This is a genomic window from Orlajensenia flava, from assembly GCF_004801905.1.
Taxonomy (GTDB): Bacteria; Actinomycetota; Actinomycetes; order Actinomycetales; family Microbacteriaceae; genus Orlajensenia; species Orlajensenia flava.
Map to the genome: position 1 here is coordinate 279401 of NZ_SSSN01000002.1, position 18041 is coordinate 297441.

8 protein-coding genes, 1 tRNA gene and 2 pseudogenes are annotated in these 18041 nt (G+C 69.8%); 8 read left to right on the forward strand and 3 right to left on the reverse strand.

Features of this window, described 5'->3' with window-relative positions; genetic code table 11:
• Positions 1-3: 3 nt before the first annotated feature.
• Together E6C70_RS01740 and E6C70_RS01745 are read left to right on the forward strand one after the other, a co-directional pair.
• Complete coding sequence (locus tag E6C70_RS01740; RefSeq protein ID WP_136421636.1) at positions 4-3123, forward strand: ATP-dependent helicase; 3120 nt, start codon at positions 4-6, stop codon at positions 3121-3123.
• Positions 3120-6416: an ATP-dependent DNA helicase gene (locus E6C70_RS01745; RefSeq protein WP_136421638.1), complete on the forward strand. Its 3297-nt coding sequence runs from the start codon at positions 3120-3122 to the stop codon at positions 6414-6416. The genes E6C70_RS01740 and E6C70_RS01745 overlap by 4 nt, the downstream gene beginning before the upstream one ends.
• Positions 6417-6787: 371 nt before the next feature.
• On the opposite strand, the pseudogene E6C70_RS17200 reads toward E6C70_RS01745, so the two are convergent.
• Positions 6788-7537, reverse strand: a pseudogene (locus E6C70_RS17200) (phosphotransferase); the annotation flags it as partial.
• Positions 7538-7631: 94 nt separating this feature from the next.
• On the opposite strand from E6C70_RS17200, the gene nudC reads away from it, so the two are divergent.
• Together nudC and E6C70_RS01760 are read left to right on the forward strand one after the other, a co-directional pair.
• Positions 7632-8591, forward strand: a complete 960-nt coding sequence (gene nudC, locus E6C70_RS01755; RefSeq protein ID WP_136421694.1) for an NAD(+) diphosphatase — start codon at positions 7632-7634, stop codon at positions 8589-8591.
• A complete protein-coding gene (locus E6C70_RS01760; RefSeq protein ID WP_136421640.1) occupies positions 8588-10324 on the forward strand; it encodes an ATP-dependent helicase in 1737 nt (578 codons plus the stop codon). The genes nudC and E6C70_RS01760 overlap by 4 nt, the downstream gene beginning before the upstream one ends.
• Here E6C70_RS01760 and E6C70_RS16945 read toward each other — a convergent pair.
• Together E6C70_RS16945 and E6C70_RS01770 are read right to left on the reverse strand one after the other, a co-directional pair.
• Positions 10269-11042, reverse strand: a pseudogene (locus E6C70_RS16945) (TOMM precursor leader peptide-binding protein); the annotation flags it as partial. The gene E6C70_RS01760 and the pseudogene E6C70_RS16945 sit on opposite strands and share 56 nt — an antisense overlap.
• Before the next feature lie 80 nt (positions 11043-11122).
• The gene (locus tag E6C70_RS01770; protein ID WP_235833225.1) at positions 11123-12478 is read right to left on the reverse strand and encodes a zinc-dependent metalloprotease; all 1356 of its coding nucleotides are present in this window, start codon (positions 12476-12478) and stop codon (positions 11123-11125) included.
• Positions 12479-12741: 263 nt separating this feature from the next.
• On the opposite strand from E6C70_RS01770, the gene E6C70_RS01775 reads away from it, so the two are divergent.
• The 4 genes from E6C70_RS01775 to E6C70_RS01790 all read left to right on the forward strand — a co-directional run bounded on the left by E6C70_RS01775 (position 12742) and on the right by E6C70_RS01790 (position 17800).
• Positions 12742-13776 carry a YlbL family protein gene (locus E6C70_RS01775; protein ID WP_407921008.1) on the forward strand — a complete coding sequence of 345 codons (1035 nt, stop codon included), beginning with the start codon at positions 12742-12744 and terminating at the stop codon, positions 13774-13776.
• Between the two features lie 120 nt (positions 13777-13896).
• Positions 13897-16812, forward strand: coding sequence for a UPF0182 family membrane protein (locus E6C70_RS01780; RefSeq protein ID WP_207670009.1), 2916 nt, complete (start codon positions 13897-13899; stop codon positions 16810-16812).
• A gap of 2 nt (positions 16813-16814) precedes the next feature.
• On the forward strand, positions 16815-17669 hold the full coding sequence (locus E6C70_RS01785) for a class I SAM-dependent methyltransferase (protein ID WP_136421645.1): 855 nt from the start codon (positions 16815-16817) through the stop codon (positions 17667-17669).
• Between the two features lie 54 nt (positions 17670-17723).
• Positions 17724-17800, forward strand: a tRNA-Met gene (locus E6C70_RS01790).
• The last annotated feature ends 241 nt before the right edge of the window (positions 17801-18041 follow it).

The following is an 18041-nucleotide window of genomic DNA, read 5'->3' on the forward strand; positions in this document are numbered from 1 at the left end:
GTGATGAGTCGGGGATTCGTGGGTGTGCAGGCCGCCGCCGCGACGGATGTCGAGCTCGACCCCTCGCAACGCGTCGTCCTCGGATTGCCCGACGGTGCATCCGCCGCCGTCCTGGGGGCGCCCGGTTCGGGAAAGACCACCACGATCGTCGAGCTGGTGCGCGAGCGCATCCGTGAGCGCGGAGACGCTCCAGGCTCGATCCTCGTCCTCGCCGCCACTCGAGCATCGGCGAGCACCCTCCGCGACCGGCTCTCCGTGCGCGTCGGGGTGCCGACGAACGGCCCGCTCGCCCGAACCGTCAACTCGCTCGCCTTCCAACTCGTCCGGGCGGCGAGCGGCGACCTCGAGCCTCCCGTCCTGCTCACCGGAGCCGAGCAGGACCAGATCATGGCCGAGCTTCTGCAGGGCCACATCGACGACGACGCCGGTCCGCGCTGGCCAGAGTTGCTCGGGCCCGACGTGCGCAGGCTCCGGGCATTCCGCACCGAGCTGCGCGAGCTGCACGCGCGCTGCGTCGAGTACGGCGTCGCGCCGCAGCGACTCCGCGCCATCGGGCGCTCGACCGATCGGGCCGAGTGGGTGGCGGCAGCGGACTTCCTGCAGGAGTACGCGGACGTCACCGACGCCTTCCGCTCACGGTCGTTCGGCTCGGCGGAACTCGTGCAGGAGGCGGTCGCGCTGGTGAGGGAGGCGGAACCCGGCCAGGCGGGTACGGCCACCCTCGGCGCGCTCGCGGGCCTGCGCACCATCGTCGTCGACGATGCCCAGGAGGTCACCCGCTCCACCCTGGCGTTGCTGCGCCAGTTCGCCACGCGCGGGGTCGCTGTCATCGCGGTCGGCGACCCCGACCTCAGCACCGGTGCATTCCATGGCGCCCATGCCGACGCCCTCGGCCGGCTGGGGCACTACCTCGACGTCCCCGTGCGCACCGTCGTGCTCGACACGGTCCACCGCCACGGCGCAGGTGTCCGCACGCTCGTCTCAGCGGTCGCGGCACGCATCGGCGCCGCAGCGGCGGGTCGGCAGCGGGCGGCGGCCGCGGCGACGGATGGCGAGCCGGGGAGCGTGCGAGCCATCGTCGCGCCGGGCAGTGCTGCGCAGGTGGAGGTCATCGCCAGGACGCTCCGCGAACGGCACGTGTTCGACGGCGTGCCGTGGAACCGCATGAGCGTGATCGTCCGCAGCGGCGGGCTGGTGCAGCCGCTCTCCCGCGGCCTGGCTGCGCTCGAGGTCCCGACCACAGTGACGACCGCCGGGTCGGCGCTGCGCGACGAGAACGCCGTCCGTGCTTTCGTGCTCGCCCTCGAGGTCGCGCTCGGCCGCCGGGTGGCGACAGCAGCCGATGTCGTCGAGTTGCTGACCGGACCGCTCGGCGGGCTCGACGCCATCACCCTGCGTCGACTGCGCGCGGCCCTCCGACGAGAGGAGCTCGCGGCGGGCGGAGTGCGCGGAGCCGACGAGCTCATCGTCGAGGCGCTCGCCGCACCCACGAGCCTGCTCGGCATCGACACCTCGACAGCACGCCGCGCCGCCCGACTGGCCGAAAGCCTGCGCACCGCATCGGCGGAGGCAGCGGCGGGAGCGAGCATCGAGGAGCTCCTGTGGGGCCTGTGGCAGCGCAGTGGACTGGAACGGCGCTGGAGCACCCAGGCGCGCGAGACGGGAATCGCCGCCGACGAGGCGAACCGCCACCTCGACGCCGTCGTCGCCCTGTTCGCGGCCGCCCAGCGCTTCGTGGAGCGAGCCCCGCTCGACCCGGCCGGGCTGTTCCTGGATGAGCTCGTCGGCCGCGACGTCGCCGAGGACACGCTCGCGCCGCGAGCCATGGCCGAGGCCGTCACCGTCAGCACCTCGAGCGGCGTCATCGGGCGCGAGTTCGATGTCGTCGTCCTCGCCGGGGTGCAGGAGAACGTCTGGCCCGACATGCGCATCCGGGGCTCGCTGCTCGGTGCCGGCCAGCTGATTCAGGCGATCGGCGACGGAATCGACGATGCGACCGACGAGCGGGCGGCCGTGCTCCACGACGAGCTGCGCCTGTTCGCGCAGGCGGCGTCGCGTACGCGGGGAGAGCTCCTCGTGACCGCCGTACGCGACGAGGATCAGGCGCCGTCCGCCTTCTTCTCTCTGCTCCCCGCCCCCGACGAGGCGGGGACCGACCGGCATCCGCTGTCCCTGCGCGGCATCACCGGGCGCCTGCGCCGCACGCTCACGACCGATCGCGACCCGCAGCGCACCCGACAGGCGGCATCCGCCCTAGCCCGCCTGGCACGTGAGGAGGTGCCCGGCGCGCACCCGTTGCAGTGGTACGGGCTCGCCGCCGCCAGCACGGATCGCGCCATCCACGAAGCCGACGAGGCCCCGGTCCGCGTGTCACCCTCGCGGATGGAGGCCTTCGAGACCTGCGAGCTGCACTGGCTCATCGATCGTGTCGGCGGTGCGACCCGCAACACCGCATCGAGCCTCGGCAGCATCATCCATGCCGTCGCGGAGCACGCGGTGGACCTCGATGACATCTCGCCCACAGCTCTGCTCGATCAGGTCGACGAGCACTGGAGCCAGCTGGCCTTCGAGTCGTCCTGGCAGTCGGGAATCGAGCGCGGCCGTGCCGAGGAGCTCACCCGGCGGCTGTCCGCCTACCTCCGCGACTTCCGTGCGAGTGGCGGTGAACTGCTCGCCGCCGAGGGAGCCTTCTCGCTCACCGTCGGAGACGCCGTGCTGAATGGAACCGTCGACCGGGTCGAGCTGCGCGCGGGCGAGGTGTTCATCGTCGACCTCAAGACCGGTCGCAGCGAGCCCATCACCGACGACGCCGTGCGCGATCACGCCCAGCTCGGCGCCTACCAACTCGCCTTCGCGGACGGGGCGATCGACGCACCGGACGGCGCGGAACTGGGCGGAGCACGTCTGGTGATCGTGTCGAGCGGCACCACCAAGCAGGACTGGCGATCGCCCACCCAGGCACGCCTCGATGCCGAGGAGCTCGCCGCGTTCCGCGAGCGGGTCGAGCACGACGCAGGACGGATGGGCGGCACGACGTTCATGGCGAGCGTCGGGGCGCACTGCCTCGACCCCTTCTCGTTCGGAAGCTGCCGCATCCACGTCGTCGGACAGGTGTCGGCATGAGTCCCGAGCAGCTCGCGCGGGCGATCGGCGACGACTTCGAACCCACGGCCGAGCAGGCTGCCGTCATCAGCGCACCGATGGCACCCGCGCTCGTGGTCGCCGGAGCGGGGAGCGGCAAGACCGAGACCATGGCCAATCGGGTCATCTGGTTGCTCGCCACCGGCCGGGTGCTGCCCGAGCAGGTGCTGGGCCTCACCTTCACCCGGAAGGCCGCCGGTGAGCTCGCCGAGCGCATCGACCGGCGGATCGCGCGTTTGCGGGACGCCGGGCTGCTGCCCGAGGGCGGCGAACCGTCGCTGTTCGACCGCCCGACGGTGTCGACCTACAACGCCTTCGCCAACGGCATCTTCCATGACAACGCCGTGCTCCTCGGGCGCGAGCCCGAATCGCAGCTGCTCAGCGAATCGAGTGCGTGGCTGCTCGCCCGCCAGGTCGTCGTCGCGCACGGAGACGAGCGTCTGGTGGCCATCGGCAAGCGCATCGACGACGTCACCGACGGCGTGCTCGCGCTCAGCCGGGCGATCGCGGAGAACGAGGTCGCGCCGGGTGAACTCACGCGGTTCGTGGCCGACTTCGGGCGCATCGGCGGGCTTCCGTACAACGAGAAGGTCGGCACCAAGACGGTCGGCACGGAGAAGACCTACGCCGCGGTGCGCGACGCGCTCTCGGCGCTCGCGTCACTGCCGGTGCTGGTCGAGTTGTGCGTGCGTTACGACGTCGAGAAGCGGCGGCTCGGTCTGGTGGAGTTCTCCGACCAGGTGGCGTTGGCCCGTGCGGCCTGCGAGCGATCGCCGCGCGTCGCGACCGACCTGCGGGAGCGCTTCCGGGTGGTGCTCCTCGACGAGTACCAGGACACCTCGGTCGGGCAGACGCGACTGCTGGCCGAGGTATTCGGCGGGACGGCGGTGATGGCGGTCGGCGACCCGCACCAGTCCATCTACGGATGGCGCGGCGCCAGCGCCGACAACCTCGCCCGCTTCTCCTTCGACTTCGGCCGGGACGACGCGCTGGCCCTCACCCTCAGCCTGTCCACGAGCTGGCGCAACCCCACCCGGGTGCTCGATGCGGCGAACCTCATCATCGAGCCGCTCTCCGCGCTGCCGGGCGCCTCCGTCGAACGGTTGCGCGCTCGACCGGGGGCCGCAGCGGGATCCATCGACTCGGCGTTCTTCGAGACGATGGACGACGAGGCCGCGGCGGTGGCCGATTGGTTCGCCGATCGCCTGGGCGAGCAGCCGGCCGCGAGCTCGGCCATGCTGTTCCGGGCGCGCAGGCACATGGAACGATATGCGACCGCCCTGCGCAACCGAGGGGTGCCCTGCCACGTTCTCGGCATCGGCGGCCTCCTGTCCACTCCCGAGATCGTCGACCTGGTGAGCGCCCTGCGCGTCGCGCACGATCCCTCGGCCGGCTCGTCGCTCATCCGCCTCCTCTCGGGCGCGCATTACCGGGTCGCGCCGCGCGACCTCGCGGCGCTGGCCGGCGTGGCCGGATGGCTGGCCAGTCGCGACTGGCGCCACCGTGCCGTCGACGACGACGTGCGTCGGGCACTGCGGGAGTCCGTCGCCGTCGACGACGGCGCATCCGTCATCGACGCGCTCGACTTCGTCGCGGAAGCCCCCGACGGGCACACTCAGCTGGCCGCGTTCAGCGACCTCGGACTCGAGCGGATGCGCGCGGCCGGTGCCCGGCTGGCATTCCTGCGCTCCCGCGTCGGCCTGGCACTGCCCGACTTCGTGCGCCTGGTCGAGCAGGAGTTGCGCCTCGACATCGAGGTCGCCGCGAATGAACATGCCGATCGCGGCCCGGCCAACCTCTACGCCTTCCACGACGAGGTGGCGAACTTCGTCGCCGCCGACGATCGCGGCACCCTCGGCAGCTTCCTCGGCTGGATCGAACGGGCCGAGAAGATCGACGACCTCGGGCCGCGCAGCGACGCCTCGGAACGCGGGGTCGTCCAGCTGCTGACCGTGCACGGCGCGAAGGGCCTCGAGTGGGATCTGGTCTCCGTGCCGTCGCTCACGGAGGGCAGCCTGCCGAGCGAGTCCCGCGAGGGCGGCGGCTGGGTCGGCTTCGGCCGGCTGCCCTACGAGTTCCGCGGCGACTCGGTTGAGCTGCCGGTGCTGCCGTGGCGCACGGTCGGCACGCAACAGGAGTTCCACGAGTCCTTCGCGGCGTTCCGGCAGCAACTCAAGGAGCGCAGCCATCGCGAGGAGAGACGGCTCGCCTACGTGGCGCTCACGCGAGCGCGCGAGCGATTGCTGCTGACCGGCGCGTTCTGGGCGGACGGGCGTCGACCCGTGGCGCCGAGCCGCTACCTCGTCGAGCTCGCCGCGGCGGGCATCGTCGCCGACCTGCCCGACGCGCCCGAGAACGAGGAGAATCCGTCGGAGGCCGGCGGCGCCGTGCTGGCCTGGCCGATGGATCCGCTCGGCGGCCGGCGCGCAGCGGTCGAGCGGGCCGCCGCCGCGGTCGCCGGTGCGATCGACGCCGGCGCCGACGAGGACGGCACCCCGTGGGCCCGCGACATCGAACTGCTGCTCGCGGAACGGATGCGGCGCTCCGCGCCCGAGTCGGTCCCGCTCCCGGCGCGCATCCCCGCGTCGAAGTTCAAGGACTTCGTCGACGCGCCGCAGCAGACGGCGGAGCGCCTGCGCCGACCGCTTCCGCAGCGACCGTACCGCGCCACGCGCCTCGGAACGCTGTTCCACAGCTGGGTCGAACAGCGATCGGGCGGCCTCGGGTCCGTCGACCTGATCGACTCCGCTCCCGACGAACGGGACGTCGAGCCGGAGGCGGCGGACTCGCTCGAGACCGACGGCGCGAGGCTCGCCCGCCTGCAGGCGACGTTCGAGGCATCCGAATGGGCGCACCGCGCTCCGGAGGACGTCGAGATCGAGATCCACCTGACGCTCGGCGACCAGGTGTTCATCTGCAAGCTGGACGCGGTGTACCGCACCGCGGACGGCTACCAGGTCGTGGACTGGAAGACGGGGCGTGCCCCGTCGGATGCGCGCGACCTCGAGCTCAAGCAGACGCAGCTGGCCCTCTACCGGCTCGCCTATGCGCGCTGGAAGGGCGTGCATCCGTCATCCGTCGACGCCGTGTTCTACTTCGTGGCCGATGACGTCGTCATCCGCCCCGAGCGGCTCTACGACGAGGAGGAGTTGCGCGAGCTCTGGTCGTCGGTGACGTCGTCCTCCGGCATGTCGAACAACTCGATTGGGCCGGTGAGCGTGTCGTCAGAGGACCCGCGGGTCGACGGCGCAGACGGCGCGCGGTCCGCACGCTGAGACGCGTCGGCACGAGGCTCCGACGTGCCGCCCGCATCGGCGTCGTGCTCGTCGGCGAAGTCCAGGTCGAACCGCGAGATGTCGTAGCTGTCGGTCTGCAGCGCCGCCCCCGAGTCGCGACGTGGCTGTGTCTGCGGCGTCTCCCCGAGCATCGCCTCCACGTCGGCCACGGCCATCACCGGCGCTGTCGCCGGGGTGATCGGGTTCATCACGTCGCTGTGCACGCTGTCGACCAGTCCGTCGAGCATGGCCACGGCATCGTCGACGACGCCCTGGTCGTGCGTCTCCACCCCGTGCAGCAGCCAGCGCGCGAGCTCCAGCTCCGCGTAGAGCATCGCGCGGCGGGTGAACTGGGCGTCCGCAGCCGAACCCCGGCCGGCGGTGTATGCGGCGATCGCGCTCTCCGCCGCCTCCCCGCGCGCAGCGAGCAGCCAGTGCAGGTCGCGCGCACCGTCTCCGACGCGCAGGCCCGACCATCCGATCACCGCGGATACCGCCCCGTCCGACACCAGCAGCGACGCCGCCGACAGGGATCCGTTGATCACCACGGGGGCGAACTGCCAGAGGCCGTCGTCGTCCGTCGCCTGCTCCCAGCGGCGCAGCAGTGCGGCAGGCAGGTGCTCACTGTCGGCGGCGCGGCCGATCAGTTCGATGGTCGTCGAACGCGCGTCGATGGCCGACTGCTGCGGCAGGCCGGCGTCGGCGATGAACGCGGTGGGCAGCGCGTGGATGGCGGCGATCGCCCGGCCGACGGATGCGGCGGTGCCCGAGTCGCCGGTGAGTGCATCCGCGTCGAGCAGCTCGCCCGGCAGGAAGGCGTACGCCAGGGCGCGCGTCCCGCCGATGGGAGCCTGGCCGAGGTAGTCAGGCACGTCGAAGGGGAGTCGGCTGCGCACCCCCGTCGTCAGGGCACGGAGGGCGACCAGGTCGGCCGCCTGCTCGTTCTCGGCCGATGGGCTCCGCGGCTTGCGGATGATGATCTCGCGCCCGTCGCGAGCGACGATGACCGCGGAGTCGAAGTCGCCGTGTCCCGAGCCCGAATGCGGCCTGGTCGCCTGCACATCCAGTCCGGGAACGGCGGCGGTGGCCAGCGCGGCTAGAGTGAATTCGGTACGGGCCATGCCATCAGGGTACGTCGTCGCCTGCGGCCCGAGCCGACCGCCACGCCTTGACGTGCGGGCTCGGTGCCACTGCCAGCAAGGAAGGTCGTCGGTGATGCTGCCCGCCCTCAACGTGCCGCTCGCGCGGGTCGTGCTCGATCGTGACGGCGAGGCGCGGAGCCGCCCCGGACTGCTGGACGACCTCCGTGCTGAGCGCGCCACACGTGTTCTCGCGGTGCATGACGGTCGCGTGCTCGTGGATGGCACCGAGGCGGGGGATGCGACGCTCCGACTCGTCGGTCTCGCGGCGCTCACGAGCGCCGGGCTGCCTGCCGACGCGCCTCTGGTCTACCTCGGACGCACCCTCGGCGTTCCTGCGCCTTCGCCGGTCGTCGCGGTCGCGGTGACGGATGAGATCGCGGCGACCCTCGACGCCGCCGCCGAGCACTGGGTCGGTCTCCGCGCCGCCGCCCCGATCCTCGCCGACGCAGAGGTCGGCCTCCTCGCCCAGGCCGTGGCTATCACCAACTGGCGAGCGATGACGCGGCACTGCCCGCGCTGCGGTGCCGTGCTGGACGCGCAGCAGGGCGGTTGGGTGCTCGTCTGCCCGGTGGACGGGACGCAGGTGTTCCCGCGCACCGACCCGGCCGTCATCGTCCTGGTCACGGATGCCGACGACCGTGTGCTGCTGGGCTCGAACGCGATGTGGCAGAACAACCGCTACTCGTTGCTCGCCGGGTTCGTCGAGCCCGGCGAGTCGCTCGAGCACGCCGTCATCCGCGAGCTGAAGGAGGAGACGGGACTCGACGTCGCCGACCCGATCTACCGCGGCTCGCAGCCCTGGCCGTTCCCCGCCTCGATCATGCTCGGCTTCCGGGCGAGCCTGGCGTCGCACGAATCCGTGGATGCGATCAGGCCCGACGGCATGGAGATCCTCTCGCTGCGCTGGTTCACCCGCGACCAGATCCGCTCGGCTGCAGACGGAGTCGTGCTTCCCGGGGCATCCTCGATCGCTCGGGCCCTGCTCGAGGAGTGGCTGGGTGAGCCGATCGTCGACGGAGACGTGCGGTGGTGACGGCCGACGCCCTGCTCACCGGCCTGGACGACGAGCAACGCGTGGCCGCCGAAGCCCTCATCGGGCCGGTCTGCGTGCTGGCCGGCGCGGGGACCGGCAAGACCCGGGCGATCACGCATCGGATCGCCTACGGTGTGGCGACCGGCGCATACACCCCGGGTCGGGTGATGGCGCTGACATTCACGCAGCGGGCGGCTGCCGAACTGCGGCTGCGACTGCGGGGATTGGGTGCCGGGGGAGTGGCCGCACGCACCTTCCACGCCGCAGCCCTCTCGCAACTGGGCTTCTTCTGGCCCCAGGTCGTCGGCGGGTCGGCGCCGAGCATCATCGACGGCAAGGCCCGCGTGCTCGCGCACGCTGCCGAGCGCATCGGGATGAAGGTCGACACCGCGACCCTCCGTGACGTCGCCGGTGAGATCGAGTGGCGCAAGGTGTCCGGGCTCTCACTCGAGCAGTACGAGGCAGCGGTCACCCGCGGTCGCCCGCTGCCCGACCGTATGGACACCGAGCGCATGCTCGCCATGCAGGTGGCCTACGAGCAGCTCAAGGACGAGCGCCGTCAGCTCGACTTCGAGGATGTGCTGCTGGTGACGGCTGGCATGATCGAGCAGGAGCCGTCTGTGGCCATGCAGGTGCGCGAGCAGTACCGCTTCTTCGTGGTCGACGAGTTCCAGGACGTCTCCCCGGTGCAGTGGCAGCTGCTGCGGCTGTGGATGGGCGACCGCCGCGACCTGTGCGTCGTCGGTGACGCCAGCCAGACGATCTACTCGTTCGCGGGCGCCTCCTCCGACTACCTCCTCGAGTTCCCCTCGACCTTCACGGATGCCACGGTGGTGCGCCTGGAGAGCAACTACCGCTCCGCGCCGCCCATCATCGATGCCGCCAATCGGCTCATGCGCGGGCGCCCGGGTGCTCTCACGCTGCATCCGGCGACGACGGATGCGGCCGCCGCCGCGGTTACGCAGCGTTCGTTCCCGACCGATCGTGCCGAGGCGAGGGCCGTCGCCCAGTCGATCGTCGAACTCGTCGATGCGGGAGCCCGCCCCGAGCAGATCGCCGTCCTCTACCGCGTCAACGTGCAGGGTGCGCTGCTCGAAGAGGCGCTCGGCGATGTCGGCGTGAGCTACCAGGTGCGCGGATCCCGGCGCTTCTTCGATCTGCCCGAGGTCAAGCAGGCCGTGCTGGCGCTGCGGGCGGCCTCCGTCTCCATCGTGGGGGAGCCGCTGTTCAAGTCCGTGAGCGACGTGCTGCGCTCGCTGGGCTGGAGCCAGAGCGCGCCCGAGGTCCGCGGAGCCGTGCGCGACCGTTGGGAATCCCTCAACGCCATCATGGGCCTGGTCGACGCCGCTGAGCCGGACCTGACCTTCCGCCGTTTCACCGACGAGCTGCTGGAGCGACAGGCCGGCCAGCACGATCCGACCCTCTCCGCCGTCACGCTGGCGACGCTGCACGCGGCGAAGGGGCTCGAGTGGGAGCACGTCTTCGTCATCGGGCTCAGCGAAGGCCTGGTCCCGATCAGTTTCGCGCGCTCGTTCGACGCCATCGACGAGGAACGCCGCCTACTCTACGTCGGCATAACGCGCGCCCGCAGCACGCTCGGCCTCAGCTGGGCGTCGGTCGGGCACCAGCAGCGCTCGAACCGCGAGCCGTCGCGGTTCCTGGCAGAGCTCGACACCCGCACTCCGGGTGCGGCTCGAGTTGCTCGGAGCGCGTCCAGCCGCCATCCGGGCTGAGCGTCACGACCCGGCCGGCGCTGTCTCCCGCACCAGCCGATCGTCGCCGCGAGACCAGCGCCACCGCCAGGGTCGCCGCGAGCATGCCGAGCAACGGCGTCTCGCTCGGCGAGCTCCGCAGCGCGAGCTGGGCAGCGATGGCCGCCCACGCCGGGTCGGCGTCGGAGCGCGCGAGGTCGAGGCAGTACAGGCACGGACCGCGACCGGGTTCGACGAGCGGACCGACGCGAACGCCCTCCTCGCCGAAGACGATCGGCAGGTGCGGGACGTCGCGCGCGACCCACGGACGGTAGCGGCCCGGCGTGACGACGTGGTGAGCCACGATGACGACGGCGGCCGGGCGATGACCGGACTGAAGCTGCACCGGGATGCCGAGCTCACCCAGATGGTCGGCGAGACGATCGGCCGTCGGGCCGGTCCCGTCGATGAGGACGGCCTGGCTGGCCTGCCGTCGCGGGCGATGCGCATCGTGCTCGGTGTCGTGAAGGGCCGGGGCGAGCAGTCCCAACAGGTCGTCGACGTCGCGACGTGGCAGCCGCGACTGGGCTGCGATGTGATCGACCGTCGATCGCGGCACGCCGCTCTGAAGCGCCGAGATGATGCGCTCGTCCGTGGCGCTCACGTTCTCGATGGTCGCCAGACGTCGCGCGACGCCCAATTGGAGCGTGTCGGGAGTACGCCACACCAGCGGGATGTTCGGGTCGAGCCGCAGCACCATTCCTGCAGTGTGGCCGAACAGCGCATTACCCGGGGCGAGTTATCCACACGCCGGCGCTGACACGTCTCAGGTCATTCGGCTCAGGCGCCGGGCTCCGTCGGTCGCTCGGGACCGTCGCCGCGCAGTAGGTCCTCCAGGGCCTGATCCACGTCGTCGAGCTCCGGTTCGCCGCCCTCCGCCGTGTGCGTCAGTCGTCGCACGAGCGCCATCGGGTCGTCGAGGTCCTCGCTGCCGGGAAGGATGTCGGGGTGCGCCCAGAGCGCGTCGCGTGCCTCGGCGCCGACGGCATCCGTCACCGCCTGCCACATCGCTGCGGCCTCACGTAGACGTCGTGGGCGCAACTCCAGACCGACGAGTGTCGCGAACGCCGACTCGGCCGGGCCGCCTGCCGCTCGTCGCCTGCGCACCATCTCGGCCATGCCGATCGCCCCCGGGAGCCGTTCTGTCGCCGCCGCCGTGACCACGTCGACCCAGCCCTCGACGAGCGCCAGCATGGTCTCGAGCCGCGCGAGTGCAGCGAGTTGCGCATCCGTCTTCGGCGGAATGAGCGACCCGTTCGTGAGCATCTCGCGCAATTGCTCCGGGTGCTCGGGATCGAACTGCTCGGCGAGATTCTCGAGTCCGCCGGTGTCGATGCGCATCCCGCGCGAGAACTCGGTGATGGAGCTGATGAGGTGCAGCCTCAACCAGCGCGCGTGCCGGAACAGCCGCGCGTGCGCCAATTCACGAACGGCGAGGTAGATGGCGACCTGGTCGTCGGACTCGAGTCCCTCGCCGAACTCCGCAACGTTCTGAGGTAGCAGCGCAGCAGTGCCGTCGGGAAGGAGCGGGATGCCGATGTCCCCACCGGAGACGACCTCGCTCGAGAGCTGTCCGACCACCTGGCCGAGCTGCATGGCGAACATGGCTCCGCCGATGGAGCGCATCATCTGGCCGGCTCCGGCCAGCATGCCGCGCATCTCCTCGGGGGCCTGCTCGGAGAGGGCGCCCATGAGCGCATCCGAGATGCTCGTGGCGACCGGTTCGGCCATCTGCGTCCAGACGGGCATCGTGGCCGTCACCCACTCGGACCGGGTCATCAATCGGGGCTGCTCCGAGAGCTCGGTGATGCTGACAGCCTCGTCGAGCCACAGTGCCGCGATGTGAAGCGCCTGCTCGAGGGATGCGCGCTGCGCGTCGGTCACGCTGGTCTGGGTGGCGGCGGCGCGGTCACGACCCTGCTGCAGGGCGACGTTCCAGTCGATGCCGTCTCCGCTCGAGCGCATGGCACTCTGGAGCTGGCTCATCAGCGCCGCGATGGACGCCGGGTCGCTCGGCAGGCCGGCTGCACCGGCGAGCTGGCTCGGATCGATGCCCGCCTCGCCCGAGAGGAACTGGCGCAGCATGTCGCGCAGCTCGTCACCGTTCTCGTCGCCCGGTTCGGGGTTCTCAGCCACTTCAGGCACCTCTCAGTCGCGTGTTTCTACGCTAGTGCGCGAAGCTTGGTAGCTTGACGGGAAAGTCTCGCCGGGTGGAGATCGCTGTCCGCCTGTCGCGAACAGGTCGCCCGGCCGCGGAAAGGATGACGGTGTCGCTGTTCACCGATCGGTCGGATGCCTCGGATCCGTATCAGGGTGGTCCGTATGGCGGGGGACCGGATGCGGGGGAGCCCGACTTCGACGAACCTCGCCCCCGCAATCGCCGCGCACGCGTCGGGTGGGTGCTGCTGAGCATCGCCTTCGTCATACTCATCGTCCTCGGCGTCGCCCCGGCGCCCTACGTCATCGACCAGCCGGGACCGGTGTACAACACATTGGGCACCGCAGAGCACGACGGCAAGGAGGTCCCGCTCATCACCATCCCCGACGAGAAGACCTACCCGACCAAGGGCGCGCTCGACCTGCTGACCGTGTCGCAGGTGGGCACGCCATCCCAGCGCCCGGACTGGTTCCAGGTGGTCGCGGCGTGGGCCGATCCCACTCGCGCCGTCATCCCCATCGACGTCGCATTCCCCCCGAACGTGACCGACGAGCAGGTCAACAAGCAGAGCCAGGCGCAGATGACCGACTCGCAGGAGGACGCCACGGCGGCTGCCCTCGTCGAGCTCGGCTACGACTTTCCACGCAACGTCACTGTGGCGGGTCTCACTGACGGTTCGCCGGCCGCGGGCATCCTGCAGGACGGCGACATCATCACGAGCCTCGACGGCACGAAGATCAACGACGTCCAAGCACTTCGCGACGCCGTCGCCGCGAATGGCACCAGCAAGCCGGCGAGCGTCGGCATCCAGCGCGGCGGTGTCGATTCGACGGTCTCGGTGACGCCGACCACCGTTCAGGACACGCCCGTCCTGGGCATCGGCGTGCACATGGATTACCAGTTCCCGTTCACGGTCACGCTGCAGCTCGACAGCGTCGGCGGTCCTAGTGCCGGCCAGATGTTCGCGCTGGGCATCATCGACAAGCTCACGCCGGGCTTCCTCAACGGCGGGCAGCACATCGCGGGAACGGGCACCATCGATTCCGCGGGCAACGTCGGCCCCATCGGCGGCATCCGTCAGAAGATGTTCGGAGCGAAGGATGCCGGCGCCCGCTGGTTCCTCGCGCCCGCGACGAACTGCGACGAGGTCGTCGGCCACGTCCCGTCCGGCCTGACCGTGTTCGCCGTCAAGACGCTGGATGACTCCATGGCGGCCCTCAAGGCGATCTCGACCAAAGAAGACACAGCGGCGCTGCCGACGTGCACAGCCAGCTGAGCCGCCCGCCTGAGTATTCACTGGGCAAACCCTGCACACTTGTTGCTCCCACAGCGAGGTCTGGCGCAATGCCTAGGATGAACTGAGATCCATTCCCATTCTGAGCAAGAGGCCTATTCAGTGACGAGCGCAACTGCCGCCGACCGACCCGTGCGACGCCGCCGGGCCCCAATCGTCATCACGATCGTGATCGTGGCCGCTCTGGTGGTGGCGTTCTTCGTCTTCGCCGGCGTCTACGCCGACATCCTCTGGTACGACCAGCTGGGCTTCCTCCAGGTGCTGACCACCCAGTGGTTCGCCGGCGGAACGATGTTCCTCATCGGCTTCCTCGGTATGGCCGTTCCGGTCTGGGTCGCCATCCAGGTCGCCTACCGCTCCCGTCCGGTCTACGCGAAGCTCAACTCCCAGCTCGACCGCTACCAGCAGGTCATCGAGCCATTGCGTCGCCTCGCGATGTGGGGAATCCCCGCGCTGCTCGGCCTCTTCGCCGGCGTGTCGTCGGCATCGCGCTGGCAGCTCACCGCCCTCTGGCTCAACCGGACCGCAAGCGGGACGACCGATCCGCAGTTCCACTTCGACACGTCGTTCTACCTGTTCGAGCTGCCGTTCTACCACGCCGTTCTCGGGTTCGCGTCGGCCGTCGTGCTGCTCGCCCTCATCCTGGGCGTCGCCACGAGCTATCTCTACGGCGCCATCCGTGTCAACGGCCGAGAGGTTCTCATCTCCAAGTCGGCGCGCATCCAGATCGCCGTCACCGCGGGCGTCTACCTGCTCCTGCAGGCCGTGAGCATCTGGCTCGACCAGTACTCCACGGTGACGGATGCCAACGCCAACATCACCGGTCCGGCGTACACCGACGTCCACGCGACCATTCCGGGTCGGGCCATCCTCGCCGGTGCCGCACTCTTCGTCGCGATCCTGTTCTTCATCACCGCGTTCGTCGGGCGCTGGCGCTTCCCCCTTGTCGGCACCGCGCTGCTCATCATCGCCGCGCTCATCGCCGGTTCGCTCTACCCGTGGGTGGTGCAGCGCTTCCAGGTCGACCCGAGCGAGAAGTCGCTCGAGACGCCATACATCCAACGCAACATCGACCTGACCAGAAAGGCGTTCGGCGTCGACGAGGTCAAGGAGACCAACTACGACGCGACGACGGATGCCGAGCCCGGCGCCCTCCGTTCCGATGCGGACACCACCGCGAGCATCCGCATCATCGACCCCGCCGTCGTGACCGACACCTACAAGCAGCTCGAGCAGTTCCGCCAGTACTACCAGTTCCCGGCGAAGATGGACGTCGATCGCTACACGGTCGACGGCAAGAGCCAGGACGCCGTGGTGGCCGTGCGCGACCTCGACCTCGAGGGCCTCAACGACGCCCAGAGCTGGGTGAACACGTCGGTCGTCTACACGCACGGCTACGGTCTCGTCGCCGCGTACGGAAACCAGCGCTCGGCCGACGGCCAGCCCGTGTTCATGGAGTCGGGCATCCCGTCCACCGGCGTGCTCGGCGACTTCCAGCCGCGCGTGTACTTCGGCGAGAACTCGCCGACCTACTCGATCGTCGGAGCGCCGAAGGGCACCACTCCCGTCGAGCTCGACTACCCGTCGGGCGATCAGGGATCCGACCAGAAGTACACCACCTTCAGTGGCAACGGCGGCCCGAAGCTCGACAACGTCTTCAAGAAGCTCGTCTACGCCCTCAAGTTCCAGTCGCAGGAGATCTTCCTCTCCGACTCGGTGAACGACGACTCGCAGATCCTCTACGACCGCGACCCGACTCTCCGCGTGCAGAAGGTAGCTCCCTACCTCACGCTCGATTCCGATCCGTACCCTTCGGTCGTCGACGGGCGCATCGTCTGGATCGTCGACGGCTACACCACGAGCGACAACTACCCGTACTCCACCAAGGTCAGCATGGGGCGCGCCGTCGAGGACACCGAGACGCCGGCCGCATCGTTCGCCAACGACGACGTCAACTACATCCGCAACTCGGTCAAGGCCACGGTCGACGCCTACGACGGCAAGGTGACGCTCTACGCATGGGATGACAAGGACCCGTTGCTGAAGACCTGGGAGAAGGTCTACCCCTCCACGGTCAAGCCGATGTCGTCCATGTCAGGTGCGCTCATGAGCCACGTGCGTTACCCGAGCGACATGTTCAAGGTGCAGCGCATGATCCTGGGGCGCTACCACGTCACCGATCCGGGTTCGTTCTACTCCCGCAACGATGCCTGGGTGACGCCGGACGACCCGAACAGCGCGCAGAACGACACCAAGCTGCAGCCGCCATACTTCCTGACGTTGCAGATGCCGGGCCAGCAGAACCCTGCGTTCTCGCTGTACTCCACGTTCATCCCCGAGTCGAATGCCGCCAAGTCGCGCAACGTCCTCACCGGCTATCTGGCGGCGGATGCGGATGCGGGCTCGACCGCTGGCAAGAAGTCCGCCGACTACGGCTCGCTGAGATTGCTCACCCTGCCGAAGACGGACACCGTGCCAGGGCCCGGTCAGGTGCAGGCGAACTTCGATGCGGACGCCACGGTTTCGCAGCAGCTCAACCTGCTGCGACAGGGATCGTCCACGGTCATCAACGGAAACCTGCTCACTCTGCCCGTCGGTGGAGGACTGCTCTACGTGCAGCCGGTCTACGTGAAGTCGAAGGGCAGCACGAGCTACCCGCTGCTGCAGAAGGTGCTGGTCTCGTTCGGAGACCAGATCGCCTTCGAGGACACCCTCGACGCGTCGCTCGACGTGCTGTTCGGCGGTGACTCCGGGGCGGCGGCCGGTGACCAGGGCAGTGAGACGACTCCGCCGTCGACCGGCACCGACCAGCCGAGCACCGGAACGCCCACTACGGGCGTTCCGACCACGGGCGACCCCGAGAAGGACGCTCAGCTCAAGCAGCTGGCCAGCCAAGCGCAACAGCAGCTCAAGGACAAGGACGCGGCGCTCAAGAGCGGCGACTTCGCGGCCTACGGCGTGGCTGACGCCGCGCTGGCCAAGACCGTCTCGCAGATGATCTCGTTGCTCGGACAGTAGCGGTGGTCGACCTCCGCGACGGTGAGTGGCTCGACGACAATCGGGCCAACTGGGACGAGCGTGTTCCCGTTCACCTCGCGAGCGGGTTCTACGACCAGGGACCACTCCGCGCAGGAGGGACCGTGCTCGACCCGATCGTGGCGCGCGAGATCGCCGGGCTGTATCCCGAGGGGCTCGACGGGCTGCGGGTGCTTCACCTGCAGTGCCATTTCGGCTCGGACACGCTCTCGCTGGCCCAGCTCGGAGCATCCGTCGTCGGCATCGACTTCTCGCGCCCGGCGGTGCAGGAGGCCCGGCGGATGGCGGCGGAGCTCGACCTGCCGACATCCGCGTGCTTCATCGAGGCGAACATCTACGACGCGCGCCACATCCTGCCGGAGCCCGAGTCTTTCGACCTCGTGTTCACGATGGGGGGCACGATCGGCTGGCTGCCCGACGTCGCGGAATGGGCGCGGATCATCGCGTGGTTCCTCAAGCCCGGCGGGGTGTTGTACTTCGCGGACGGACATCCGGCGGCCTTCGTCTTCGACGGCGACGGAGGGCCGGGCCGCATGCCGGAGTTCACCTTCCCCTACGCGTCGACGGAGCCCGACGTGCTCGACGACCCCGGCGACTACGCCGACCCGGATGCGGTGCTCGAGTACGGCCGGACGTGGGAGTGGATGCATCCGCTCGCGGAGGTGCACGCGGCTCTCCGTGACGCCGGCCTCACCGTCGACACGCTGCGCGAGCACTTCGAGGTGCCGTTCGCCATGTTCCCGGTGCTGGTGGGAAACGACGAGGGGATGTGGGCGTGGCCGGACCGCCCGTGGCTGCCGCTGTCGTACTCGCTGGTCGCGCGCCGATCCGGCTTCTGAGCCCACGTCTCGATTTGGGTGCACCGGAGCCCCGTGATAGGTTTTCTGTTGTGACGCGGGGTGGAGCAGTTCGGTAGCTCGCTGGGCTCATAACCCAGAGGTCGCAGGTTCAAATCCTGTCCCCGCAACCAAGTGAAGAGGCCGGCATCCAAGAGACTGGATGCCGGCCTCTTCTGTGTCTCCGGCAGACATCCGATCGAGTTTATAAACGCCTGTTGAGTTCTGATGCATTCAGGCGTAACGTCGCATCGTCGCTCAGGCATACGCGTGAGCGGGAGATGCGAGGAGCTCGACATGAGCGAAGTCCACAAGATCTACACACCGTCCAGCCCGCTGCCCGCCGGCAGGACGGGCCTGCTCACGCCGTTCGAG